The sequence below is a fragment of the Pseudoduganella guangdongensis genome, from assembly GCF_009857475.1.
GTDB classification, from domain to species: domain Bacteria; phylum Pseudomonadota; class Gammaproteobacteria; order Burkholderiales; family Burkholderiaceae_D; genus Rugamonas; species Rugamonas guangdongensis.
On the sequence record NZ_WWCJ01000003.1, the window covers coordinates 206749 to 232834 of the forward strand.

The following is a 26086-nucleotide window of genomic DNA, read 5'->3' on the forward strand; positions in this document are numbered from 1 at the left end:
GTTTTTCATTCTGCCTTTGCGGATCAGAACTTGTAGCTGGCGCTCACGTAGGCGAAGCGGCCGCGCGGGTCATACTGGTAGACGTCGTAGCCCGACTGGAACTGCGAACCGTTGTGGATGAACAATGGCGGTTGCTTGTCGAACAGGTTGCGCACGCCCACCGACAGCTTCAGGCTGCGCCAGCCGGACCAGGATGCCACCAGGTCGTATTGGTCCTGGCCCTTGACGTGGTGCGGGTTGCCATCCAGGTCATTGGCGGTGCGATAGCCCTTGTAGTAGCGCTGGGTCAGGGTCGCGGTCCATGGGCCGGTCTGGTAGCCGACGGACAGGTTGTGCTTCCACTTCAGGATAACCCCGGTCGGCGATGCCACCAGTGGGTTGCCGTCTGGTCGCACGATGGTGCCGACGCTATCTTCGATCTCGCCGTCGGTGTTCACCAGGTCGAATTTCTTGACCCAGGTACCGTTCAAGTTGGCCGTGAACTTGCCGCCCATCAGGTTCTCGCGGAAGCGCAAGTCGACGTCCATGCCCTGGGTCTTGACCGAGTTCACATTGGCGTTGAACTGGAAGATCTTCGAGATTTCGCCGCTTGGCAGCACTTCCACCAACTGGTCGAAGCCGGCCGCGCCACGACGGTAGCCGGACACGATCTGCTGCGCGGACGGTGCAGCGATCAGGCCATCGACTTTGATGTTGTACCAGTCGAACGACGCGGTGAAGGACTTGGACGGCGCCAGCACCAAGCCGATCGAGTACTGGTCGGACTCTTCCGGTTTCAGGTTCGGATTGCCGCCCGCGATCGAGGTGACCTGGATCTGGCCGTTACCCGGGAACTGCGGATCGGTGAACTGCTCGGACGTGTTGACCTGCTGCGGTGCATACAGGGCCGTCAGCGATGGTGCGCGGAAACCGCTGCCCACGGAGGCGCGGGCGACGACGCTTTCCATCGGCTGGTAGCGCACGCTGGCCTTGTAGTTGGTGGTCTTGCCGAAATCGCTATAGCTGTCGCGGCGCACGGCCAGGTTACCGGTCAGTTGTTTGGTGAACGGCACTTCGGTTTCAGCGAACAGTGCCCAGACGGAACGCTTGGCGTGCACGCTGGTGATGGCGCCGCCGAGACCAATCACGTCGCCGGTCAGGGTGGCCGGCGCCGGGGTCAGGTCGAACGATTCGTCGCGCGCCTGCAGGCCGGCCGCGATGCCGACCTCACCTGCCGGCAGGGTCATCAGGGTGCCGTCGACCTTGGCATCGATACCTTCATTCTTCGATTTGGCGGCAATGGTCGGACCGGAGTATTTGGTGGCGTCGATCAGCTTGGCCACCTCTGGCGACTGTTGGCCCAGCGGCGCCCATGGATTCCAATGGGTGGCAGGGTTGTTCAGCACCTTGGACAATTCGAAGATCGAGGCAAAGCCGTCGATCACGTTGCCGTCGGTTTTGGATTTATTGTGGACATAGGCAACATCATAGTTCAGGTTGCCAATCATGCCTTTGCCGCCCAAGACCAGCTGGTGTTGCTTGGCGATGTCGTTCGTGGTGCGCGAGCCGAGCAGGAAGGTGCGCTGCGACACGGCCAGGGTGTGGCCGACCATGGCGCCCAGGCCCACCGAATTCAGGTAGTCGGCCGCGATCTTGTAATTCGGGTTGGATGGATGGATCAGCAGGGCCGGTTCGACGCCGCTGCCGATGAAGCGGGTGTTCCCTGCGTAGAATGCCTGGCGCAGCGGTGCCGGCTGGATCGGGTTGGTGAACTCATTCTTGGAGAACAGACCTGATGCGTACAGCTCGTTGTTTTCGTTGACCTTGAAGCGCCCGGACATGGTGCCGCCGGTGAACTTGCGGTTCGGAACCAGCGACACGAATGGGCCGGTGTCGAAGGTGCAGTTCGGGGTGCTGAGTGCGTTGTTAGGTGCGCCGGAGCCGAAGCCCAGGCCGCTACGCGGGGCCATGCCGATCTCGGCACATTGGCCGAGTTTGGCGGACGGGTTGCCGTAACCGGTGCCGGAAATGCCGTATGGGTTGGTCGCCGAACGGGTGTTCTTGCCTGCATCGAAGGCCGTGGCCGTGCCCGGGAAGTCCCAGGTACCTTCGATACGGCCGGTTTCGGTGGCGCCCCCGGCGTAGTAAGGCAGGTTGGTGTCGGACTTGGCGTAGTCGCGTGCCGCGCCGAGCAGGTTGCCTTCTTTTTCAAAGGCGGCCGATACCACCACGGAGAAGCGGTCATTGTCGTAGTCGCCGAAACCAGCCACCAGGCCGATCTTGTTCTGTTTGGCGCCGCCGCCTTCGGTTGGCTGGCCATGCAGGCCGCTCAGCTCGATACCCTTGAAGTCCTTCCGCAGGATGAAGTTGACCACGCCGGCAATGGCGTCGGAGCCGTACACGCCCGAGGCGCCATCCTGCAGCACCTCAACACGCTCGATGGCCGACAGCGGGATGGCGTTGATGTTCACGTCGGCACCCGAGGTGGCGCCGCCGGCGAAGTTGGCCAGGCGGCGACCGTTCACCAGTACCAGGGTCTTGTCAGAACCCAGGCCGCGCAGCGACACCGCGGATTTACCGTAGGTGGTCAGGCCGGACTGGCCGCCATTGACCTGGCCGCCGGCGGACGAGACGGTGCTGATCTGACCCAGCAGTTCTTCGGTTGTCTGCACCCCCGATTTTTCGATGTCGGCGCGGCCGAGCACAGTTACCGGCAGCGCGGTTTCATTCGCAGTGCGGCGCAAGGAGGAACCGGTGATTTCCACGCGCTGGATCGAAGGTTCGGTTTGCGCGAACGCGGGGATACTTACGCCAGCAGCAAGCAGGCCACCGGCGCAGGCCAGGCGGATCGCATAGGATAGGGTATTTTCTTTCATCATAATTCTTCTACATCTCCCGTAAACGAATGCTGATTGGGTTGCCGACAACGGCAACTCTCGAAACCTAAGTTAGGCTGCCTCGTACTTTCTTTTAAGAGTGACGAACCTGCAATAACTTTGGATAAATTACGATGCAATGTGTTACATATGCGCCACATGGCATGTTTGGCATGTATCACGTCTGGATGGGGTGTTTTTGATGAAAATGAGGGAATTTGCTGGTTTATGAGCGCTAATTAACAGATGTTGATGCTGGTGATGCCATGCTTGTTGGCGGTATTATTGTAACAAAAGTTACACTTTCGAAGGTCTTAATGCTGAAATGTTGCAGTCGCTGCTCATCGCGCCAAAAAAAAACCGCCGGCTTGCGCCGGCGGTTTTTTGCTTCAGGCCCCGCGAGGGATTACTTGAAGGTGTAGTTTGCCGATACGTATACGAAGCGGCCGCGTGGGTCGTACTGGTTGATGTCGTAGCCGTTCTGGAACTGGTTCGACACTGGTACGAAGATCGCAGGTTCTTTGTTGAACAGGTTACGCACGCCGGCGTTCAGGGTCAGCGCCTTCCAGGCCTTCCAGTTCACGTTCAGGTCGTACAGAGCGTAGGACGGGATGAAGGTGCGGCTGCCTTCGGTGTCATTGCCAGCTTGGTAACGCTTGGTGAAGTTCTGGGTCAGGGTGACAGCCCATGGGCCTTGGCTCCAGGTGGTCGACAGAGCGTGCTTCCAGCGCAGTACCACGCCGCCGTTGTCGGCGCCCAGCACTGGGTTGCCGTCTGCGTCAACCAGGGTACCTACCTTGTGCGACAGAGTGCCGCCTGGGCTGGTCTGGTCATACTTGTCCATGTAGGTGCCGTTCATCGCTACGTCGAAGCGGCCGACGGAGGTGTTCTGGCGGTACTGGGCGAAGATGTCCATACCCTTGACATCGGCATTGCCGGTGTTGGCCAGGGTGGTGACGATGCGGTCGATGTCGTTGCCGGACAGGGTAACCAGGTTTTTATACGCTGGGTCGCCGGAGCGGAACTTGGAAACCACTTCCTGTGCCGACGGGGTGGCCAGGATGTTGGTGACCTTGACGTGGAACCAGTCGATGCCGACGGTCAGCGCGCTGAACGGCGACAGCACCAGGCCAACGGACTGCTGGCGCGATTTCTCTGGCTTCAGGCCTGGGTTACCGCCGGACAGCGCGTTAACCTGCAGGTCGGTCTGGCCGGTTGCCGGATCGTCGAAGGATGCCGAGGTGCCCAGGCTCTGTGGGGTCCACAGGTCGGTCAGGGTCGGTGCGCGGAAGCCGGAGCCGGCCGAAGCGCGTACCAGCACGGACTTCACAGGCTGCCAACGAACGGTGGCCTTGTAGTTGGTGCTGTTGCCGACGTCATTGTAGTCGTCGTAACGGACAGCTGCGCCCACGTCCAGGTTCGACAGGATCGGGAAGTTGGTTTCACCGAACAGGGACTTGATCTTGCGGGAACGGTCCACTGGCGGCACGCTGCCACCCAGGCCGGCGATGTCACCGGTTTCCAGTGCTGGGCTTGGGGTGGTTTTGTACTTCTCGTCGCGGTACTGGCCGCCGACTGCGTACTGGCCGGTGATGCCGGCGAACTGTGGCAGGTCGCCGGTGACTTTGGCGTCGAGCAGGGTCGATTCCGACTTCGCGTTCAGGGTGTCGCCAGCGTACTTGGCCTCTTGCAGCTTGGTTGCCAGGGCGCCGGTCTGTACCGCGCCTGGTGCCCATGGGTTCCAGTTGTTGGCCGGGTCGTTGATGATCTTGGCGTACTTCACTTGCGAGAAGTAACCGTCAGGTACCGAACCGTGCAGCTTGGAGGTGTTTTTGGTCAGGGCGACTTCGTAGTCCTGGCCGGCGACGGTGCCTTTGGCGCCGACAACAAAGCGCGACTGCTTGGCTTCGTCCAGGCTGGTACGTGGGCCGAAGTCAAACACGCGGCTGGTGATGGCCAGTGGCTGGCCGATCAGGGCGGCAGCAGCGCCACCCAGGCTCTGCAGGTAAGGCACGGCGATCGACTGGTACGCTGGGTTGCTTGGGAACAGCAGCAGTGCTGGCTGTACGCCTTGCTTGGCGAACTCACCGTCGGTTTCCAGGAAGGAGCGACGCAGCGGCGAACCCTGGAAGCGCTGGGTCACATTGCTTTCCGAGTACAGCACGTCGGCGAACAACTGGTGGTCTTCGTTCAGTTTCAGAGCGAAGTTACCGGTCAGGTTTTTCAGTTCACGCTTAGGGATCAGGCCGACGAACGGGGCACTGTCGAACGTGCAATACGGCGCGTTCTTGGTGGTGTTGGTCGGGTTCTTGAACATATTGATGTCGGCGCACTTGCCGGACGCGGCCAGCGGGTTGCCGTAGCCGGTGCCCGGGCTGTTGCCGAAGCCAGGGATACGCTCGTTCGGGTATGGCTTGCTCAGGTCGATACCGCCTTCGATGTTGCCGTGGCCGGTTGCACCGTTGACGAAGTATGGTGGGCGCACGCCGCTCTTGGCGAAATCGCGCTCGGAACCGTACAGGGCTTTCTCGTTTTCGACGGATGCGGAAATCACAGCCGAGAAGTTTTTCTCGGCCAGGTTGCCGAAACCAGCGGTGATGGTGAACTTGTTGTTCTGGCCGCCGCCGTCTTCGGTTGGGGTGCCGTAACCAGCGCCCACTTCGACGCCTTCGAAGCTCTTGCTCAGGATGAAGTTGACCACGCCGGCAACCGCGTCGGAACCGTACACGCCGGATGCGCCGTCTTTCAGCACTTCCACGCGCTCGATAGCGGCCAATGGGATCACGTTGACGTTGACGGTGGCGCCGCCACCGCCGGCGAAGGCGGCCAGGCGACGGCCATTGACCAGCACCAGGGTGCGCTCGGCGCCCAGGCCGCGCAGGGAGACGGAGGACAGGCCGTAGGTCGAGCTGCCGGCGCCGGTCGCGTTCGAGGTGCCGCCAGCGGACGACAGGGCAGAAACGCTGTTCAACAGTTCCTGGGTGCTGGTTGCGCCGGTGCGGCTAATTTCAGCTTTGCCCAGTACTTGGACAGGCAGGGCGGTTTCAGAATCCACGCGCTTCAGCGAGGAGCCGGTAATTTCCACTCGTTGGATTTCCTGCGCGCTTGCCACGGTCATGCCGAGCGCCAGGCCACCAGCGCAGATCACACGGACCGAGCGCGACAGGATGGTTTCCTTCAACATATCTTTGTTACTCCCAAGAATTACACTGCAGTTTAAGGCCCGGTAGGGGACCGTCTTTTTTATCTGGCGAATTTAGTTCATTTGTGATGACCAGATTTCGCCCGCGTTCATCAAAGCATCGGTATATGAAGAGTGTCAACCATTAACTGGCTGCCAACGGCTGCCAACCGCTTCGCTCCAGGCGCTCAGGCATGCGCACTTGATTGGTGTTTTGGCGGTGAATTAATTGGAGATGGACGACGTAGGAGTAGTGTTGAAGGGAAAATGCATAAATGACACTTTCATAAATGCAGCATCTTGCCCGCGAATGAAGTGTGATAATTTCACCACACAATTGCCGCCATTCAAGTGGCAAAAGAAATCCCCGCCAGCATTGCTGGCGGGGACCGGGCCCGGTTCGGGCAGGGGCAGTGCGCTTAGAACTTGTAGGATGCGCTCAGGTAGAACTGGCGCCCCAGGGCCGACGAGTAGGACGGGTTGTAGCCCACCTGGTGCGAACCGGTGTTACGCAGGGTGAACGGCGGGTCGCGGTCGAACAGGTTGGTGATGCCGCCGGTGATTTCCAGCTGTGCCGACGCGCGGTAGGCGGTCTGGAAGTCAAAGGTGGTGTAGCTTGGCACCTGCAGGGTAACGCCGAAGCACTCGCCCGGCTGGCCGGCCACGATCACCGAGCAGTCGTCCGCCGACTGTTCCTTGTCGGTGTAACCGTTGCGGTAAGCGGCGATCAGGGTGTGGGTCCACTTGTCCTTCTCGAAGCTGGTGGTGGCGCGCACCACGTGGCGGAAGCTGACCTTGTCGTTCGAACCGTAGCGGTTCAGGCTGGTCTCCCACTGGTCGTCGGTACCCGGGGTGGTGTAACGCGAACGCATCAGGTAGGTACCGGCCAGGCGGCTGGTCAGCTTGCCGCCGTACAGCTTGTCCTTGAAGGTCAGGTCGTAGTCGATACCGCGGTTTTCCACCTTGCCGATATTGATCGGCAGCAGTTTGATCGCCAGCACGTCCTTGCCGGTCGAGCTGATGTGCTTGGTGGTGAACAGGTCGGCGTACTTGGCCGGGTTGTCGAAGATCAGGCCTTCGGAGACGGCGGTCACCTGGTCGCGGATTTCCACATTCCACAGGTCGAAGGACATCGACAGCTTGCTGGTCGGCTCAAAGACGGTGCCCAGGCTCCATTGCTTGGATTTCTCCGGCTTCAGGTTCGGGTTGCCGCCCTGGAAGGCTTCGAACTGCTGGCGGCCCACGCCGTTGCAGTAGGAGGCCAGCGGGTGGCCCGACATGGCGCCGGTCAGCGGGCACTGGTAGTTACCGCCAGTGACGCCCCAGTCTTCCAGCGGGCCGGCGATTTCCTGCATCGAGGCGGCGCGGAAGCCGGTGCCGGCGGCAGCGCGGAACAGCAGGTTCTTGGCGGCGGCGTACTTGGCGCTCAGTTTCCAGGTGGCGGCGTTTTCCTTGCTGCCGACCTTCTTGCCGGTCAGGTTGTTGTCGATCGCGCCGATCTGGTCGTAGCGCGCGGAGCCGGTCACTTCCAGTTCCTTGGTCACTGGCAGGTTCAGCTCGGTGTACGCGCCGAAGTTGTCGCGTTCGTAGCCGCTGTCCACTTGCGGATTGTCGAACAGGATCTGGGCGTTTTTCGCCACGTCAGCCTGGTTGACCTTGTAGGCGGTGTTGCGGAAGTCCGCGCCCACGCCGATTTGCGCGGCGCCGCCAGGCAGCTTGAACACTTCGCGCGAGGCACGCGCGTCCCAGCCCTTCATTTCCACGGTCTGGGTGTTGTAGGTGCCGGAGAAGCCGGTGCCCAGCAGGGTGTCGCGCATGGCTTGCGGCATTTCGCCCAGGCCGTAGGCGAACGGGTCGATGGTGCCGGCGTCGATTGCAGCCTGGAACTTGTCCGCCAGCGGGAAGCCGCCCACGTACTTCTGGGTCTGCTTGTTCTTGGAATAGGTCAGGGCCGAGTTCACTTCCCAGCCGGCGACAGGGCCTTCCACGCCTGCCACCAGGTGGGTGGCCTTGGTGCCGTAGTCATAGGTGCGGTTGCCCATTTCGTACAGGCGGTACTTGGCCACGACGGAGGTGACGCCGGCGTCCTGCTCGGCGCTCAGGTGTGGTTTGATGTGCTTGTTGTACAGCGCGGAACCCTTGGCGATCGAGAAGTCGGCCGGGTAAGGGGCGATCGAGGCGACGATCTTCGCTTCGGTGTAGGCCAGGTCGTAGAAGCCTTGCAGGCCGGTCTGGCCCAGCTTCAGCTTACCGGAGGAGAACAGGCCGTTGCGCTCCGATTTCGGGTTGATCTCGATGGTCGAGGCGTTGTCGAAGTAGCAGTTGCCGTCGCCGTAGAAGTCGGCGTTGAACGGGGCGCACTTGCCGCCGTGGGCCAGCGCGTACGGATTCAGGTTGAGGGTTTTTTCAACCGGCTTGCCGGTGGCCGGGTCGACGGTCTCGTAGCTGACGCCGGCATTGGCTGGCAGCGCGCGCGGCGAACCGTTGATGAATTGCAGCGCCTTGCCGGTGGCCGGGTCGTTGAAGTTGATGATGCCGCTCTTGGCGAAGTCGCGCTGCGACGCTTTCAGCTGCTTCTGCTCGTCGTGGCTGACGGAGAAGAACATGCTGTAGCCGTCCTCGTCGATGTCGCCGAAGCCTTTGCTCAGGGAGACCGAGTTGCTGGCGCCGCCGCTCGCCTCAGGGCGCGCGTACTTGGCCTTGATTTCCCAGTCGCTGGCGCCTTTTTTCAGGATGAAGTTGACCACGCCGGCAATCGCGTCCGCGCCGTACAGGGCGGAGGCGCCGTCGGTCAGCACTTCCACGCGCTCGATGGCCGACAGCGGGATCGAGTTCAGGTCGATGGTGGTGCCGGAGTTGGCCGGCGCGATGCGGCGGCCGTTCAGCAGCACCAGGGTGTAGGCGGCGCCGATGTCGTGGATGGAGGCCGTGGTCACGCCGCCGCCGCCGCCGCCGACCGAGTCGGCCGCCACGGAGAAGCCCTGCATGGCGGGAATTTGCTGGATGAAGTCGGTGACGGTGGAGACACCGGTCTTCTGGATGTCCTTCTGGCTAAACGATTGCACTGGCAGCGAGGACTCGGCGGCGATGCGCTTGATGCTCGAACCAGTGATTTCCACGCGCTGCATTGGTGCTTCCGGGGCCGCATTCTGGGCGAAGGCGTTGATGCTGCTGAGTGCCAGGCTACCGGCACACATCACGCGCAGCGAGCGAGACAGGGCTTTCTCAATCATCATTGCTGAAAATCTCATTACTAAATTAATGGGACGTGTATCAAACCATCGATGAGCTTTCAAATCAATACGAACTTGCTAAGTTGAAACAAACCGAAACAATAAAAAAGCAAAAACGGCACCGAAGTGCCGTTTTTGCCAGAACCCCAGGTTATAGGGTTAGAAGAATTTGTACTGGGCGCCCACTTTGAAGTAGCGGCCAATCGCGCCCGTGGCATCCATCGGGTTGTAGCTCAGGCCGCCATAAGTCAGCGGATCGAGCGGTGCGATCTTGTCGGTCACGTTATTGATGGAGGCAAACAGGGTCAGCTGTTTGTTCCAGCCATAGCGGGCCGACAGGTCCATGGTGGTGAACGAGGCCACCTTGCAGTTGCCCGGTGCGCCATTGCCGTTGGCCAGGGTCGAGGCGCACAGGCCGCCTGCGAAGTAGGTGTTGGCCATGCTGTCGCGGTAGTTGACGTTACCGGTCAGGTTCAGGCTGCCGATATCCCACGAAGCGTTGACGGTGCCCTTGTTCTTCGGCGTGCCGGCGCAGTTCGAGGTGTCGCAGTTGCCGTGGGTGCCGGCGTACTGGTAGACGGTGGTGGCCGACTCGTGACGCTTCCAGGAGTTGGTGTGGGTCCACATCAGGCCCAGGTTCAGGCGGCCGTAGTCGCCCAGGCGCACGCGCTGCTTGATGTCGAAGTCGATGCCGCTCACTTCGGTGAAGCTGGAGTTGCGGTAGGGCGCCTGGGTCAGCACCAGGGTGCCCGAGTTCGGAACCACCACGCCGTTTACCACCAGGTTGTTGTCGTTACGGATGGCGGTCGGCAGGGCCGCCGCTTCGTTATACGGCAGCGGGTTGATCTCGTTGGAGCGCTTGATCTTCCAGGCGTCCACCGCCAGGCTGGTGCCGTCGAACGGATCCCAGACGATGCCCAAGGTCGAGCCCTTGGAGGTTTCCGGCTTGAGCGCGGTGCTGCCGACTTTCACGGCCGCCACCGGGATGCCGCAGTCGGTGGACGTGGCGCCGCCGGCCGCTGGCTTGCCGCCCGGGCAGCGGATCGGGTCGATCACGGTCGAGGTGCCGGTCGATTGCGACAGCGGGCTGCCTTCGGCCGGGCCTGGGGCGCGGAAGCCTTCGGTGTAGGTGCCGCGCAGCGCGAAGTTCTTGGCCGGGGTCCACTTGAAGCCGGCTTTTGGCGTGGTGGAGTTGAAGTTGTCGTACTTGTCGTAACGCACGGCAGCGCTCAGTTCCACCCCTTGCCATACCGGTGCCAGCAACTCGGCGAACACGGCGCTGACCTTGCTGTCGCCAAAGGCGGCCACGTAGGAAGCGTTGATCGAGCCGTCGCTGGTGCCGGACAGGGATGGGTTGTCGACTTTCTCGCGGCGATGCTCGGCGCCCAGCGCCAGGCCCAGGGCGCCGCCTGGCAGTTGCATCAGTTCACGCGAAGCATGCGCGTCCAGCACGTTCAGCTGGGTGGTCGAGTCCGACACGGCATTGGTGACCAGGGCCTGATACAGGGATGCCGGGTTCTTCGACGCCTGCGAACCGATGTAGTACGGGAAGTACTTCGAAGTCGGGTCGCCCAGCGCCGCGGTCAGCACCTTCATGTTCAGCATATTGCTGTAGTCCAGGTGCAGCTTGGATTTGGAGTGGGTGAAGCCGGCGTCGTATTCCCAGCCGGCGACCGAGCCCTTGATGCCGGCCACGTAGCGCTGGAATTCATTGTTGGCGGTACGCACCTGCGGGCCAATGTCGAAGGCGGCGTAGCGCAGGCGGGTCGCCACGCCGTACGGGTTTTGCGGGTGGGTCGCGCCCAGGATCGCCAGGTTGCCATAGTTGACGTAGCCGAGCGGGTTGGCCGCGTTGGGCGGGAAGGCAACGGTCGGGCTCACGTTCGGCGGGATCATGGTGAACGAGGTGTCGCGCTTGGAGAAGCCCGCTTCCGCATACACCTGGGTGTCGGCATTCAGCTGCCAGGTGCCGCGCGTGTACAGGTTCATCGACTCGATTTCCGGCTGCATGTCGCGGAACTGGTCGTGGTGCCACAGGCAGCCGCCCTTGGCGCCGGTCTGGTCCTTGGTGGCGCTCAGCGTTTCGCAGCCCGGCAGGGTCACGTAGTCATTGGTGGCCGGGTTGCGGATGGCGCCGGCCGGATTGTTGGCGTTGGCATTGTTGTTGCCGGAGATGAAGCCGCCGGCGAACTGGGTGCCGACCGGATAGCCCCATGGACGCAGGTCGCCCTGGCCGATGTAGGCGCGCTCTTTGCGGTCGCTGTTTTTCAGGCGGTCCGATTTAAAGAATTCGGCATTGGCGACCCAGTTGTACTTGTCGTCGTCCAGGTTGCCCTGGCCGTAGGTCAGGGAGGCTTTATGCTGCTTGCCGTCGCTGTAGCGCGAGATGCCGGTATCGCCTTTCAGCTGCAGGCCTTCGAAGTCCTTGCGCAGGATGATGTTGACCACGCCGGCAATCGCGTCCGCGCCGTAGGTGGAGGAGGCCCCGTCTTTCAGGATCTCGATGCGCTCAACGATCTGCATCGGCACGGTGGACAGGTCGGTAAAGCTCTTCTGGCCGTCGTCGGCGCGCGCGAACGGCGCCATGCGGCGGCCATTCAGCAGCACCAGGGTGGAGGTGGCGCCCAGGCCGCGCAGCGAGATCGCGGTGGAGCCGGCGGCGAAGCCGTTGCCGAAGCCGGTTGGCAGCGAGCCGGCGCCGTCGACGGTCAGGGTTTGCAGGTATTCGGCAACCGTCGATTTGCCGGACTTCATCAGGTCTTCTTTGCTGATGACCTGGATTGGCGAGGCGGTTTCCTGGGTGGCGCGCTTGATGCTCGAGCCGGTGATTTCAACACGTTGCAACGGGGCGCTTGCTTCTTGCGCAAAGGCCGGTACAGCAAGGCTGGCCACCATGCCGCCGGCAAACACCAGGCGCACGGAACGAGCCATGATTTTTTCCATCATGTTTCTTCTCCAAATTAGTACCAAGAACGAGCGACAGCTTTTGACTACTGCTTCAGTGCTCCCTTTGGAGAAACCATTTCCTTATAGTTTCTTCCGAAAAACATGAGATCATTTCGGCTAAGATTGCGTCAAATGAAAACTAGATGACGATACAATTTTCGGACGATCCGTCTCATTTGCGAAACATCGATAAGTGAATCACCTATGAAAATTTACAACGCATGTTTGCCTACTTAATACGCCGCGCGTGGCAGATGCTGCCGACGCTGCTGGGCGTGGTGCTGCTGGTATTTGTGCTCTTTAATTGGGTGGGCGGCGATCCGGCGTACCTGCTGGCGGGCAAGATGTCGGATGCGGCCAGCATCGAGAACATCCGGCGCCAGTTGGGTGTCGACCAGCCCTGGCATGTGCAGTTGTGGATTTTTGTGAAGCAGGTGGCGACCTTCGATTTCGGCCAGAGCTGGGTCACCGGCGAGGCGGTATCCGACATCATCGCCACGCGGCTCGGGCCTTCGCTCACGGTGCTGCTGCCGTTGACCGTGCTGGAGACGGTGCTCGGCATTGCGCTGGCGCTGGCGGTGGCGTTCCTGCGCGGCTCGCTGACTGATCGCCTGCTGATGGTGGCGTGCACGGTGGGCATGTCGGTCTCGATCCTGGTCTACATCATCGTGTTCCAGTACTGGCTGGCCTACCAGGCCGGCCTGTTCCCGGTGCAGGGTTGGGGCACGGGACTGCTGGAGAATTTGCGCTTTGCCGCGCTGCCGATCCTGATCGGGCTGGCCGTGTCGCTGGCGCCGACCTTGCGCCTGTACCGCAGCTTTGTGCTGGACGAGGTGGGGCAGGATTATGTGCGCACGGCGCGCGCCAAGGGACTGTCCGAACGGCGCGTGATGTGGGTGCATGTGCTGCGCAATGCGGCGATTCCCATCATCACGCATGTGATGGCGAGCCTGCCGGCCATGCTGATCGGGGCCTTCTTGCTGGAGCGCTTTTTCGGCATCCCGGGTATCGGGCGCGAGGTGATCCTGGCGGTGGAGCGCTCGGACTTCCCGGTGATTAAGGCCATTACCGTCTATGTCGCCGTGGCGACCATGGTGTTCAATCTGCTGACCGATGTGCTGTACCAGGCTGTCGATCCGCGCGTACAGCTCAAGTAAGGTGGCGCATGTATCCTGTTCATGATTCCGCAGGCCTGTGGACCCTGGCCTGGCGCCGCTTGCGGGCCGACCGGCTGGCCATGGGGGCGTTGGCCGTGGTGGCGGCCTTCCTGCTGCTGCTGGCCGCTTCCGCGTGCGGCCTGGTGGCGGCCGACTGGGAGGAGGAGGTGGCCGTCAATTACGCGCCGCCGACGTTCGCCGCGCCGGAGCCTAGCGTCCCGGCCGCCGATGCGCGCGGCGCAGGGCATGGCGCGGGCGCCGTGGCGGGGCCGCCGCCGGCCAACGAGTTCGATCCGCTGGCGGAAGACCTCCGCGCGTTGCGCGCCACCTTGGGCAAGGCGGTGGCCGAGCCGGCGACCGAACGCGCGGCCAGCCTGCCGTTTGGCGCGGACAAATGGGGCCACGACATCATCCTGAAGACCATCAAGGGCGGCGAGACTTCCATCGTGGTCGGCCTGGCGGCGGCCGCGCTGGCGGTGGGGCTGGGCACTTTGTTCGGTGCTGCCTCCGGCTTTTTCGGCGGGGTGGTGGACGACTTCTTCAACTGGTTCTACAACATCTTCACCGCCATCCCATCGATCCTGATGATCCTGACCGTGGCCGCCGTGCTGCAGCAGAAGGGTGTGCTGACGATTGTGCTGATCCTGGGCCTGACCGGCTGGACCGGGCCGTACCGCCTGATCCGGGCCGAATACATCAAGCACAAGGCGCGCGAGTACGTGATGGCGGCGGACGCCATCGGCGCCTCGGCCTGGCGCAAGATGTTCGGCCATATCTTCCCCAATGTCAGCCACGTGGCGCTGGTGCAGGTGTCGATCCTGGTGGTGGGCTTCATCAAGGCCGAAGTGATCCTGTCCTTCCTCGGCTTCGGCGTGCCGGTCGGCGTGGTGAGCTGGGGCTCGATGCTGAACGAGGCGCAGACCGAGCTGATCCTGGGTAAATGGTGGCAGTTGGCCGCCGCCGCCAGCGCCATGGCCCTGCTGGTGACCGCCTTCTCGCTGTTTGCCGACGCCCTGCGCGACGCGCTCGACCCCAAGGTGAAATGACATGCTGCTCAAGGTAAGCAATTTGCGCGTCGCCTTCCGCGCCGACAAGCACACCACCGTGGAAGCGGTGAAGGGTATCTCCTTCGACATTCCGCACAACCGCACCGTGGCCCTGGTGGGCGAATCGGGCAGCGGCAAGTCGGTCAGCTCGCTGGCCGTGATGGGCCTGCTGCCGCCGCACAGCACCGTCATCGACCCGCGCAGCAGCGTGCTGTTCGAAGGGCGCGAAGTGCTGCACCAGACGGCGGCGGCGCGGCGCGCCATGTGCGGCAAGGACATTGCCATGATTTTCCAGGAGCCGATGTCCTCGCTCAACCCGGTGTTCACGGTCGGCTTCCAGATCGGCGAAGTGCTGCGCCAGCATATGGGCATGGGACGGCGCGCCGCGCGCGCCCGCACCCTGGAGCTGCTGGAGGAAGTCGGCATTCCCGAGCCGGCAGCCAAGATCGATGCCTATCCGAGCCAGATGTCGGGCGGCCAGCAGCAGCGCGTGATGATCGCCATGGCCATCGCCTGCGCCCCCAAATTGCTGATCGCCGACGAGCCGACCACTGCGCTTGACGTCACGATCCAGAAGCAGATCATGGAGCTGATCGCCAGCCTGCAGAAGAAGCACCAGATGGCGGTGCTGTTCATCACGCACGACCTGGGCCTGGTGGCCGAGATCGCGGACGAGGTGATCGTCATGCGCCAAGGCGAAGTGCGCGAGGCGGGCGATGCGCGCGCCGTCTTCGCCAACCCGCAGGACCGCTACACGCGCGCGCTGCTGCATTGCCGGCCCTCGCTCGACACCCGCCCGCGCCGCCTGCCGGTGATCGCCGACTATATGGACGACGGCGCCTTGCCGGTGCAGCCGGAGCGCGTGCGCGGCAGGGCGCCCGGCGACGAGATTGTGCTCGACGTGCGCGGGCTGAAAAAAAGTTTCTGGCTGCGCGCAGGCCTGTTCGGCAAGCGCGAATTCGCGGCGGTGAAGGGCGTCTCCTTCCAGCTGGCGCGCGGCAAGACGCTGGGCGTGGTGGGCGAGTCGGGCAGTGGCAAATCCACCGTCGGCCTGACTTTGCTGCGCCTGCACCAGGCCAGCGGCGGCAGCGCCTTTTTCGAAGGACGCGACTTGCTGGCCATGGATGCGAAGGCGTTCCAGCCTTATAAGCGGCGCATCCAGATCATCTTCCAGAACCCGTATGCCTCGCTCAACCCGCGCTTCACCGTGGGCCAGATCCTGCTGGAGCCGATGCGCCTGCACGGCATCGGCGCCAGCGACGCCGAGCGCACGCAGCTGGCGCTGGCCCTGCTGGAGCGGGTAGGGCTGCCGCCGCAGGCCTACCAGCGCTACCCGCACGAATTCTCCGGCGGGCAGCGGCAGCGCATCGCCATTGCACGCTGCCTGACCATGAAGCCGGAGATCCTGGTGTGCGACGAATCGGTATCGGCGCTGGACGTGTCGGTGCAGGCGCAGGTACTGAACCTGCTGCAGGACCTGCAGGACGAATACGGCCTATCGTATATCTTCATCTCGCACGACCTGTCGGTGGTCAAATATATCTCCGACCAGGTGATGGTGATGCACCAGGGCGAGGTAGTGGAGATGGCCGACGCCGATGAGCTGTACCGCAACCCGCAGCACCCGTATACCCGCGCGCTGCTGGCGGCGATTCCCCGGGCGGCTTGATACCGTCAGGCAAAACTGGCACACTGGCCTTGCGCGCGCCGCACGCCGTGGCGCCAGGACGGGAGCAGGTCTTTGCGTTCGAATAAGGTTGCCTCCATCGCACTATTGGCCAGTGTGGCGTTGACGGCCATCGTCACCGCCGTGCTGCTGGTGTTTGCCGCCTACTCGCACTCTTCCGAGCACGATAAGCGCTGGCAGGAGCTGGAGCGGGTATTGAATGTCAGTGCCGACCAGCTGGCGCTGGGCGTGTCGCTGGCCGCCTGGAACTTCGACGACAACCAGGTCGAATCCATCATGCGCGCCAGCATGAACCAGCGCGACCTGCATGCCATTGTCATCTACGGCACCGGCGCCAAGCGCGAGTTCGTGGTGCAGCGCGGCGCCGGCGACAAGCTGGAAATCGGCCAGCCGCTGCGCACCGCGCCCGACATGCTGGTGGCGCAGCGCCCGATCATGGCCGAAGGCGCCCGCATCGCCACCCTCAAGGTATTCGCCTCGCCGGCCCACGTGCAGGCAGAACTGCGGCGCCACCAGCGCACCAATGCCATCGCCATCCTGGCGCTGGCGGCGGTGCTGGTGGCCAGCGTGTACGGGCTGCTCTGGTTCCTGATCCTGCGCCCGCTGCGCGCCATCGGCCAGTATGTGGACGGCCAGCAGCCGCAGCGCGCCTGGTTCTTCGGCGAGCTGCGCGTGCTGAATGAATCGATTCACAAGATGTGGGCCCTGCTCGACAGCCGCTACCGCGCCCTGCGCGAAAGCGAGGAGCGCCTGACGATTGCCACGCGCGCGGCGCGCATCGGTATCTGGGACTGGGACGTGGTGCATGATGAGCTGGTGCAGGACGATGAAATCCTGCGCCAGTACGGCCTGGCCACGCGGCTGGGCGGCGGCAACTTCAAGGCCTGGCTGGACCGCGTGGTGCCGGACGACCGCGAGCGCGCGCGCGCCGAAGTGACGGCCGCCTTGCGCGGCGAGCACGAATTCTCGCTGCAGTACCGGGTGCGCCGCGGCGACGGTTCGATCCGCTACCTGCGTTCGATGGCGCGCTCCTTCCGCGACCCGGAGGGCAAAGTGGTGCGGCTGGTGGGGGTGAGCCTGGATGTCACCGAGGCCACCGAGAGCGAGCAGGAATTGCGGCGCCACCGCAGCCACCTGGAGGAACTGGTGGCCGAGCGCACCGCCGCCTTGTCGGTGGCGGTGACCGAGGCGCAGGCGGCCAGCCGCGCCAAGAGCGTGTTCCTGTCCACCATGAGCCACGAGCTGCGCACGCCGCTCAATTCCGTGATCGGTTTCTCGCGCCTGATGGCCCATTCGACCACCATGGCGCCGGACGAAAAGCGCAATATGGCCATCATCCACCGCTCCGGCCAGCACCTGCTCACGCTGATCAACGATATCCTGGAACTGTCCAAGATCGAGGCGGGCGGCGTCAGCGTGCACCGCGAGGCGGTCGACGTGGCGCAGCTGCTGAGCGATGTGTGCGATATGGTCAGCACGCGCGCGACGCAGGGCGGTATCGCCTTGCTGCTCACCTGCGACCCGCTGCCGCGCGCCTTGCTGCTGGACGGCGCCAAGCTGCGCCAGGTGCTGCTCAACCTGGCTTCCAACGCGCTCAAGTTTGTGCGCAGCGGCAGCGTGCAGCTGTCCCTGCGCGCCACAGCCCTGGCGGGCGGCCGCCATGGCCTGGCGTTTGCCGTGCGCGATACCGGCATCGGCATCGCGCCCGAGGAACAGCAGCGCATCTTCGAGCCCTTCGTGCAAGGACCCCAGGCCGGCGCCAGCGAAGGCACCGGCCTGGGGCTGGCGATCTCGCGCCAGTACGTGCGCATCATGGGCGGCGAGCTGGAAGTGGAGTCGGTGCCGGGGCAGGGCTCGACCTTCCGGTTCACGCTGGAGGCGGAAGCGGCCGACGCGGTGCTGGACGTGGCGCCGCTGGCCAGCCTGCCGCAACTGACGCCCGCACACCAGGGCCGCCGCGTGCTGGTGGTGGACGACGGTGTGGATGGACGTCACCTGTTGCGCAGCCTGCTGGTGCCGGCCGGCTTTGAGGTGCTGGAAGCTTCGGACGGCGCGGAGGCGCTGGACGCGATCGCCCGCCAGCAGCCGGAGCTGGTGCTGCTGGACTGGCGCATGCCCGTGCTGGACGGCCTGCAAACCACGCGCCGCCTGCGCGCCGACCCCAGTCTGGCGCAGCCGCGCGTGGTGATGCTGACCGCCTCCGCCTTTGAGGAGGAACGGCAGCAGGCGCTGGCCGCCGGCGCCGACGATTTCCTGCGCAAGCCGGTGGAGCAGGACAAGCTGTTCCGCGTGCTGGCGCAGCAGCTCGATGTGGAATACACCGCGCCGCCGGCGCCCGCCATGGCAGTCCCGGCCCAGCCCGCGCTGAACGCCGCCACCCTGGCGCAGCTGCCGGCGGCCTTGCGCAGCGAGCTGCACGCCGCGCTGCAGGAGCTGAACCCGGCACGCATCGAAGGCGCATTGGGCGGCTGCCGCGCCAGCCGGCCCGAACTGGCGGCCGCCATCGAGCACATGGTGGGCCGCCACGCTTACCGCGAGCTGTGCCAGATGCTGGAGGAGGCGGAAGGGGCACTGCCATAAGTGAAGTTTTACGCTAACATAGGCGGATTATGGCTAACCTGATTACCCTTCTTCAGCAGTATGGTGTCCTGATCGTCTTTGCCGTGGTGCTGGTCGAGCAGATGGGGTTGCCAATTCCCGCGTATCCCATCCTGATCGTCGCCGGCGCTCTGGCAGCCGATGGCGGCACCCCGTTCCCGGTCGTGCTGGCGGTGGCCATGGCCGCCTGCCTGATCAGCGACGTGTTCTGGTTCCGCGCCGGCCGCCATTACGGCAAGCGCATCCTCAAGCTCCTGTGCAAGATCTCGCTCTCGCCCGACTACTGCGTCAGCCAGACCGAAGACACGTTCCGCAAATGGGGCCCGAAGTCGATGGTGGTGGCCAAGTTCATCCCCGGCTTCAACACCATCGCGCCGCCGATGGCGGGCGCGCTGGGCACCGGCATCCCGACCTTCCTCACCTTCAGCCTGCTGGGCGGCCTGCTGTGGAGCGCTACCGGGCTGGCGATCGGCGCCTATTTCCACGCCGACGTCGACAAGGTATTGGATGTGCTCTCGACCATGGGTTCCACCGCGCTGACGGTGCTCGGCGTGCTGCTGGGCCTGTTCGTCGCGGCCAAGTTCATCGAGCGCCGCCGCTTCCAGAAAGCCATGCAGACCGAACGCATCAGCATCGAAGAGCTGAAAGAGCTGCTGGAGGGCGGTCACGATCCCGTGCTGGTCGACGCCCGCAGCGCCACCGCCCAGCAACTGGAAGCCCCGGTACCCGGCGCCTTGCTCGCCGGCCCCGACCCCCTGGCTGTAATCAAAGCCCTCCCGAAAGACCGCCACATCATCGTCTACTGCAGCTGCCCCAACGACGTCACCGCCGCCAAGCTTGCCAAACAGCTGCACGCCCACGGCTACAAACGCGCCAAACCCCTGCACGGCGGCCTCGACGCCTGGAACAACGCCTTCCGCCAATAGAGGGGCAGGTCGGTCAATCGGACATTTGGCAGCCGAGGCAGTCGAGCCCGGTTGCGCCATACTCCTATCCGATGTCCGATTGTCAGACCTGACCCCGAATTTCACGTAGTTATACTACCGCCGCAACATCCCGCAATGTAGTATTTGAAGCTAAGTTAGCTGGTTTCTGTACCCAAACTACAAAGAAATCCTTGCGCTTCGGCTAATTAATCCCTTAGGATTAGGCTTCCACCTAACCGTTTGCGCCCATGACCTTCCCGACCCACACTGCATCGCCAACCGCTACCCCAAGCCCGCGCCTGCTGGCCGATGTGGGCGGTACCAATGCGCGCTTTGCGCTGGAATTGGCTGGCGGCGCGATTGCTCATATTCATGTGCTGGCCTGCGCCGCCTATCCGACCCTGGCCGCTGCCTTGAAGGCCTACCTGGCCCTGCCCGATGTGGCGGCGGTGGCGGGCCCGGGCATCCGCCATGGCGCGATTGCGATTGCCAATCCGGTCAACGGCGATTTCGTGAAAATGACCAACCACCACTGGGAATTCTCGATCGAGGCGCTGCGCCTGGCGGTTGGCTTCGAGGTGCTGGTGGTGGCAAATGACTTCACCGCGCTGGCGCGCTCGCTGCCGCTGCTGGCGGACGACCAGAAGCGCCAGGTCGGTGGCGGCGCGGCGCAGGCGGGCGCGCCGCTGGGCCTGATCGGGGCCGGCACCGGCCTGGGCGTGTCGGGCCTGATCCCGTCGGCGGCGGGCTGGACTGCGCTGCTGAGCGAGGGCGGCCACGTCAGCTTCCCGCCCATGAATGCGGCAGAGGTGGCGATCCTGCAGTACGCCTGGACCGAATTCCAGCACGTGTCGGCCGAGCGCCTGTTGTCGGGCGTGGGCATCGAACTGATTTACCGCGCGCTGGCCGCGGGGCGTGGTGCGCGTGAGCCGGCCCTGTCCGCGCCCGAGATTGCGCGCCGGGCGCTGGAAGGTGAGTGCCCACTGTGCGATGAGGTGATCGAGCATTTCTGCACCATGCTCGGCACCATCGCCGGCAACCTGGGCGTGACCCTGGGCGCGACCGGGGGTATTTATATAGGCGGCGGCATCGTGCCGCGTCTGGGCGAGCGCTTCGACCGTTCCGGTTTCCGCGCGCGCTTCGAGGAAAAGGGCCGGTTCCATGACTACCTGGCGGCGATCCCGACCTATGTGATTACCGCCGAATACCCGGCTTTCGTTGGCGTTTCCGCAATCCTGGCGGAAAAGCTCGCCGCCTGAGCGAATACAGGCTTTTACACTTCTCCGCAGTTTTATCAGGTACAATTGCCTGAGTTGGATGAAGCGGCGCCTGTCGCCTGCCTTGTTTTCGCCCCGAAAACGCTCTCCACCTGAGACTCTCGCCCCGGCGCGCAGCGGTCCGGCGCATCTTCTTGCATAGTTAACCAACTTGTAGAGTATGGATACTGTAGAGGCTAAGAAAGTCCTCGAAACCGCGCTGCTATGCGCTCGCGAACCCTTATCGATCCACAGCCTGAAAAAGCTGTACGTCGAAACCGACGACCAGGGCAATCCGCTCGGCGTGGGTGTCGGCGGCGATACGATCAAGGAATTGTTGGAAGAATTGCGCCTGGAATGGCAGGGGCGCGGCATTGAAGTGGTCAGCCTGTCGAGTGGCTGGCGCTTCCAGAGCCGGCCCGAAATGAAGCTCTACCTGGATCGCCTGAATCCGGAAAAGCCGCAGAAATACTCGCGGGCCACGCTGGAAACGCTGGCCATCATCGCGTATCGCCAGCCGGTCACCCGCGGCGATATCGAGGAAATCCGCGGCGTGGCGGTGAACTCGCAGACGATCAAGATGCTGGAAGACCGCGGCTGGGTCGATACGGTCGGCTACCGCGATGTTTTGGGGCGGCCGGCTTTGCTGGGCACCACCAAGCAGTTCCTGGATGACCTGGGACTGGAGTCCTTGTCGCAACTGCCGCCCTTGCAGCAGATTAGCGATACGCAAAACGAGAATCCGCTGGAAGTACTGGAGGCGCGCCTGACGGAGAATTTCGAGAAGGCGGCGCAGGAAGCACAAGCAATAGAAGAAGAGAATGAGGCGACGCCGGTTGAGGCGCCGTCGGTAATTGACGACCCGGCGCCCGATAACGTCGAGCCCTTAGCAGAAACGAATAATGAACAACCCTGATAACACCCCAGAGACCGGCGTCCCGGCAACCGCCGACGCCGCACCAGCCAAGCCTAAACGCCGTACCAAAGCGCAGATCGAAGCCGACAAGGCTGCCGCCGAGGCGGCGGGCGTCGAGGCGAAGCCGAAGCGCCGTACCAAAGCCGCTGTGGCGGCGGAAGCTCCAGCCGGCGAGCAGCCGGCGGTGAGTGCCGAAGCGACGCCTGCCAAGAAGGCGCGCGCTAAAAAGGCTGCCGCGGTGGCGGAAGTGCTGGCTGCGGAAGCGGCGCCGGTCGCCGTTTCGGCGCCGGCATCGGCATCGGCGGCTGCCGGCGCTGAATCCGCCGAGGGTCAGGGTAAGGAGCGTGGCCGTGCGCCGCGCGGCCCGCGCCAGATGCGCGAACAGCGCGCACTGCGCCAGGCGGAGAAGGCGGTAGCGGAAGAGGCGGGCGGCGACGCGCCGGCGGCCGCCGAGGGTGCGGCCGAAGGCGGCAGCCCATGGCCAGCCGCTGTGCCGGCGGAGAAGCGCCACGACAAGCATGGCAAGCACAAAGGCAAGAAGGGCAAGCACGGTAAGCCGGCGCATGGCGAAGGCCAGGGCGCGCAGGGCGGCGAGGGTGCCCAGGCCGGCGGCCAGGGCAAGGGCGGCCAGGGCCAGAAGCCGCGCGTGGCCGGCGCCTTCGGCTACAAGATGAAGGCCAAGGACAAGGCCTCCGACGCCGACGCCGTGTTCTCCTTCGTGACCTCGGATGCGTTCGACCGCGAGGAAGGCGGTTCTGGCAAGCCGGTCAAGGCGCGCCGCGACCTGACGGCGGACGACGATGCGCCGAAGCTGCACAAGGTGCTGGCGGAGGCGGGCATGGGTTCGCGCCGCGATATGGAAGAACTGATCATCGCCGGCCGCGTGTCGGTGAATGGCGAGCCGGCCCACATCGGCCAGCGCATCCTGCCGACCGATGCGGTGCGCATCAATGGCAAGCTGGTGCAGCGCAAGGTGTCCAAGAAGCCGCCGCGCGTGCTGGTCTACCACAAGCCGGCGGGCGAAATCGTGTCGCACGACGATCCGGACGGCCGCCCATCGGTGTTCGACCGCCTGCCGACCATGAAGACCGGCAAATGGCTGGCCGTGGGCCGCCTGGACTTCAATACCGAAGGCCTGCTGCTGTTTACGACGTCCGGTGACCTGGCGAACCGCCTGATGCACCCGCGCTACAACATCGACCGCGAGTACGCGGTGCGTACCCTGGGCGAGCTGGAAGAGGGCATGCGCCAGAAGCTGCTGGCCGGCGTTGAGCTGGAAGACGGCATGGCGCAGTTCTCCAAGATCGCCGACGGCGGCGGCGAAGGCGTGAACAAGTGGTACCGCGTGGTGATCGGCGAGGGCCGCAACCGCGAGGTGCGCCGCATGTTCGAGGCGATCGGCCTGACCGTGTCGCGCCTGATCCGTACCCGTTACGGTGCGCTGACCCTGCCAAGCAACCTGAAGCGCGGCCGTTGGGAAGAAATGGAAGAGAACACCGTGCGCGACCTGTTGGCGGCGGTCGGCTTCAAGAAAGAAGGCGGCGCCGGCGCGGTCGACGGCAAGAAGCCGCAGGGCGGCCAGCGTGAACGCGAGCGCGAGCCGAACGGCAACCGTATGGATGTGAGCAATAAGAATGCCGATCCATTCCCGCAGGCGCCGCGCGGCGGCCGTGGCGGCCAGGGGCAGGGCCAGGGCGCGTTCTTTGGTGCGGCGCGCCATGGCGGCGGTGCCGGCTTTAGCGACCAGCAGGCGGGCGGCCATGGCCGTGGCAATGCTGGCGCGGGCAAAGGCAAGGGCAAGGGCAAGGGCAAAGGCCAGGGCGGCCCGCGCCAGCCGGATCCGCTGATGACCACGTTTGGCTTTGCGGGCAGCGGCCATGGCCAGGGCCAGCAGCGCCGTGGCGGCCACCAGCCGCGCGGCGGCGCGTCCGACCATGGCATGCCGCGCCGCCGTAAAGGCTAAGCCGGGAACCCGGAAAACCCGGGTGCGGCCCTGAGGGGCGGCCCCTGGTTTCCTGGTTTTCCGGTTGTTGGATTTAAGCCCAATACTATTGTTACACCCGTGTCCAATGTGGTATGTGGCATTGCAGCGAAATCAAGAACACGCTATAATGAGCAGCCTAGTTAAAGTTCTTCGTGACTTTCATCTGGCTGCAGTAACGAAAGATGGGCAGTTGCCCATTTTTTTTTGGTTGAACCGTTTTAAGTATCTGGAGATTTTCTTTGCAACTGCCTGAATTGATTGAGAAAACCGTCGCTGGCCTCGGCTACGACCTGGTCGACTTCGAGCGTGCCGAACGTGGCCTGCTGCGCGTCTATATCGATTTCACGGCGGAAGAAGCAGACGAAAAAGGCCCGATCACGGTGGAAGACTGCGCCACTGTCAGCCATCAGCTGTCGCACGTGCTGACGGTCGAGAACGTTCCTTACGAACGCCTCGAAATTTCGTCGCCCGGCCTGGACCGTCCGCTGCGCAAGTTCAGCGATTTCGTCCGTTTTGCCGGCTGCGAAGCCATCGTCAAGCTGCGCATGGCCATTCCCGGCACTGCCAACCGCAAGTCCTACGAGGGCGTGCTGACGGTGCCTGAAGGCGATCAACTGGGTATTGAATTTGAAGGTAAAGAAGGTCCGGCGGTGCTGAATTTCACGCTCGCGGACATTGATAAGGCACGTTTGGTGCCGCAGGTGAATTTTGGGAGCCGCAAAGCATGAGTCGCGAAGTATTGTTATTGGTTGATGCGCTGGCGCGCGAAAAGAACGTCGATAAGGAAGTCGTGTTCGGCGCGCTCGAGTTCGCACTGGCGCAAGCCACGAAGAAGCGCTACGAAGGCGAAGTGGATATCCGCGTCTCGATCGACCGTGAAAGCGGCGAGTTCGAGTCCTTCCGTCGTTGGCACGTGGTGCCTGACGAAGCCGGCCTGCAGCTGCCAGACCAGGAAGTGCTGCTGTTCGAAGCAAAAGAGCAGATCGCCGACATCGAAGTCGACGAGTACATTGAAGAACCGATCGAGTCCGTGGAATTCGGCCGCCGCTTCGCTCAGGACACCAAGCAAGTGGTGCTGCAGCGCGTGCGCGATGCCGAGCGCGAACAGATCCTGCAAGACTTCCTGGAGCGCGGCGACGCGCTGGTGACCGGTACCATCAAGCGTATGGAACGCGGCGATGCGATCGTCGAATCGGGCAAGATCGAAGCCCGCCTGCCACGCGACCAGATGATCCCGAAAGAGAACCTGCGTATCGGCGACCGCGTGCGCGCTTTCATCCTGCGCGTCGACCGCAATATGCGCGGCCCGCAAGTGATCCTGTCGCGCACCGCGCCGGAATTCATCATGAAGCTGTTCGAACTGGAAGTGCCAGAGATCGAACAAGGCATGCTGGAGATTAAATCCGCTGCACGCGATGCCGGCGTACGCGCCAAGATCGCCGTGCACACCAACGACAAGCGCATCGACCCGATCGGTACCTGCGTCGGCATGCGCGGTTCGCGCGTGCAGGCCGTGACCGGTGAACTGGGCGGCGAACGCGTCGACATCGTGCTGTGGTCGGAAGACCCGGCGCAATTCGTGATCGGCGCGCTGGCTCCGGCCAACGTGTCCTCGATCATGGTGGACGAAGACAAGCACGCCATGGACGTGGTGGTGGACGAGGAAAACCTGGCAATCGCGATCGGCCGCTCCGGCCAGAACGTGCGCCTGGCTTCCGAGCTGACCGGCTGGAAGATCAACATCATGACGGCGGAAGAATCGGCCGACAAGCTGGCGACCGAAACCGCGGCAGTGCGCGCGCTGTTCATGGAAAAACTGGATGTGGACCAGGAAGTGGCCGACATCCTCGTGGAAGAAGGCTTCAGCAGCCTGGAAGAAATCGCTTACGTGCCGATCTCCGAGATGCTGGACATCGAAGCGTTCGACGAAGACACCGTCAACGAACTGCGTACCCGTGCCCGCGACGCCCTGGTAACCGAGGCGATCGCTTCGGAAGAAGGCCTGGAAGGCATGGAAGAAACGCTGGTTGGCCTGGAAGGCATGGACCGCATCACCGCGGGCAAGCTGGGCCTGGCAGGCATCAAGACGCTGGCGCAATTTGCCGGTCTGGCCTATGACGAGTTCGGCGCCATCCTGGCGCTGTCGAGCGACCGCGCGCGTGAATTGATTTCGAATGAGTTTGAGAATGTGACCGACGATGAAATGAAGCTGGTCGACGGTAAGTACGATGATCGTGCCAAGGCGCTGCAAGCCAAGGCGTGGGCGTCGTCCGAAGCCGCCAAGGCCTAATCAAGTAGCAG

14 protein-coding genes are annotated in these 26086 nt (G+C 63.5%); 10 read left to right on the top strand and 4 right to left on the bottom strand.

The window, feature by feature from the left end; translation table 11 throughout:
- Positions 1-23 precede the first annotated feature (23 nt).
- The 4 genes from GTP41_RS05285 to GTP41_RS05300 form a co-directional block, all read right to left on the bottom strand.
- Complete coding sequence (locus tag GTP41_RS05285) at positions 24-2858, bottom strand: TonB-dependent receptor (protein WP_161024521.1); 2835 nt, start codon at positions 2856-2858, stop codon at positions 24-26.
- Positions 2859-3261: 403 nt separating this feature from the next.
- On the bottom strand, positions 3262-6039 hold the full coding sequence (locus GTP41_RS05290) for a TonB-dependent receptor (RefSeq protein WP_161024522.1): 2778 nt from the start codon (positions 6037-6039) through the stop codon (positions 3262-3264).
- A 416-nt stretch (positions 6040-6455) separates the two neighbouring features.
- Positions 6456-9272, bottom strand: a complete 2817-nt coding sequence (locus tag GTP41_RS05295; protein WP_161024523.1) for a TonB-dependent receptor — start codon at positions 9270-9272, stop codon at positions 6456-6458.
- A gap of 156 nt (positions 9273-9428) precedes the next feature.
- Complete coding sequence (locus GTP41_RS05300; RefSeq protein WP_229502743.1) at positions 9429-12215, bottom strand: TonB-dependent receptor; 2787 nt, start codon at positions 12213-12215, stop codon at positions 9429-9431.
- Positions 12216-12436: 221 nt separating this feature from the next.
- On the opposite strand from GTP41_RS05300, the gene GTP41_RS05305 reads away from it, so the two are divergent.
- From GTP41_RS05305 to nusA, 10 genes are all read left to right on the top strand, one after another.
- Positions 12437-13372, top strand: coding sequence for an ABC transporter permease (locus GTP41_RS05305; RefSeq protein WP_161024524.1), 936 nt, complete (start codon positions 12437-12439; stop codon positions 13370-13372).
- A gap of 8 nt (positions 13373-13380) precedes the next feature.
- Positions 13381-14418: an ABC transporter permease gene (locus tag GTP41_RS05310; RefSeq protein WP_161024525.1), complete on the top strand. Its 1038-nt coding sequence runs from the start codon at positions 13381-13383 to the stop codon at positions 14416-14418.
- 1 nt (position 14419) lies between these two features.
- A complete protein-coding gene (locus GTP41_RS05315; protein ID WP_161024526.1) occupies positions 14420-16087 on the top strand; it encodes an ABC transporter ATP-binding protein in 1668 nt (555 codons plus the stop codon).
- Positions 16088-16159: 72 nt separating this feature from the next.
- Complete coding sequence (locus GTP41_RS05320) at positions 16160-18685, top strand: ATP-binding protein (protein ID WP_161024527.1); 2526 nt, start codon at positions 16160-16162, stop codon at positions 18683-18685.
- A gap of 29 nt (positions 18686-18714) precedes the next feature.
- A complete protein-coding gene (locus GTP41_RS05325) occupies positions 18715-19629 on the top strand; it encodes a VTT domain-containing protein (protein WP_161024528.1) in 915 nt (304 codons plus the stop codon).
- Positions 19630-19877: 248 nt separating this feature from the next.
- Positions 19878-20888 (top strand): glucokinase, encoded by a 1011-nt coding sequence (locus GTP41_RS05330; protein WP_161024529.1) that lies wholly within the window; start codon positions 19878-19880, stop codon positions 20886-20888.
- A gap of 178 nt (positions 20889-21066) precedes the next feature.
- Positions 21067-21801: an SMC-Scp complex subunit ScpB gene (scpB, locus tag GTP41_RS05335; RefSeq protein ID WP_161024530.1), complete on the top strand. Its 735-nt coding sequence runs from the start codon at positions 21067-21069 to the stop codon at positions 21799-21801.
- The gene (rluB, locus tag GTP41_RS05340; protein ID WP_161024531.1) at positions 21788-23764 is read left to right on the top strand and encodes a 23S rRNA pseudouridine(2605) synthase RluB; all 1977 of its coding nucleotides are present in this window, start codon (positions 21788-21790) and stop codon (positions 23762-23764) included. Before scpB ends, rluB begins: the two co-directional genes overlap by 14 nt.
- Positions 23765-24024: 260 nt before the next feature.
- Positions 24025-24513: a ribosome maturation factor RimP gene (gene rimP, locus GTP41_RS05345; protein WP_161024532.1), complete on the top strand. Its 489-nt coding sequence runs from the start codon at positions 24025-24027 to the stop codon at positions 24511-24513.
- Positions 24510-26075 carry a transcription termination factor NusA gene (gene nusA / locus GTP41_RS05350; RefSeq protein WP_161024533.1) on the top strand — a complete coding sequence of 522 codons (1566 nt, stop codon included), beginning with the start codon at positions 24510-24512 and terminating at the stop codon, positions 26073-26075. Before rimP ends, nusA begins: the two co-directional genes overlap by 4 nt.
- Positions 26076-26086 lie beyond the last annotated feature (11 nt).

Excerpts from the sequence above, each read along its gene's own strand:
- GTP41_RS05330 (WP_161024529.1), top strand. The coding sequence starts at position 19,878 with ATGACCTTCCCGACCCACACTGCATCGCCAACCGCTACCCCAAGCCCG.
- GTP41_RS05310 (WP_161024525.1), top strand. The coding sequence starts at position 13,381 with ATGTATCCTGTTCATGATTCCGCAGGCCTGTGGACCCTGGCCTGGCGC.
- GTP41_RS05325 (WP_161024528.1), top strand. The coding sequence starts at position 18,715 with ATGGCTAACCTGATTACCCTTCTTCAGCAGTATGGTGTCCTGATCGTC.
- GTP41_RS05290 (WP_161024522.1), bottom strand. The coding sequence starts at position 6,039 with ATGTTGAAGGAAACCATCCTGTCGCGCTCGGTCCGTGTGATCTGCGCT.
- GTP41_RS05285 (WP_161024521.1), bottom strand. The coding sequence starts at position 2,858 with ATGATGAAAGAAAATACCCTATCCTATGCGATCCGCCTGGCCTGCGCC.
- scpB (WP_161024530.1), top strand. The coding sequence starts at position 21,067 with ATGGATACTGTAGAGGCTAAGAAAGTCCTCGAAACCGCGCTGCTATGC.
- rluB (WP_161024531.1), top strand. The coding sequence starts at position 21,788 with ATGAACAACCCTGATAACACCCCAGAGACCGGCGTCCCGGCAACCGCC.
- GTP41_RS05305 (WP_161024524.1), top strand. The coding sequence starts at position 12,437 with ATGTTTGCCTACTTAATACGCCGCGCGTGGCAGATGCTGCCGACGCTG.
- nusA (WP_161024533.1), top strand. The coding sequence starts at position 24,510 with ATGAGTCGCGAAGTATTGTTATTGGTTGATGCGCTGGCGCGCGAAAAG.
- GTP41_RS05315 (WP_161024526.1), top strand. The coding sequence starts at position 14,420 with ATGCTGCTCAAGGTAAGCAATTTGCGCGTCGCCTTCCGCGCCGACAAG.
- GTP41_RS05300 (WP_229502743.1), bottom strand. The coding sequence starts at position 12,215 with ATGATGGAAAAAATCATGGCTCGTTCCGTGCGCCTGGTGTTTGCCGGC.
- GTP41_RS05295 (WP_161024523.1), bottom strand. The coding sequence starts at position 9,272 with ATGATGATTGAGAAAGCCCTGTCTCGCTCGCTGCGCGTGATGTGTGCC.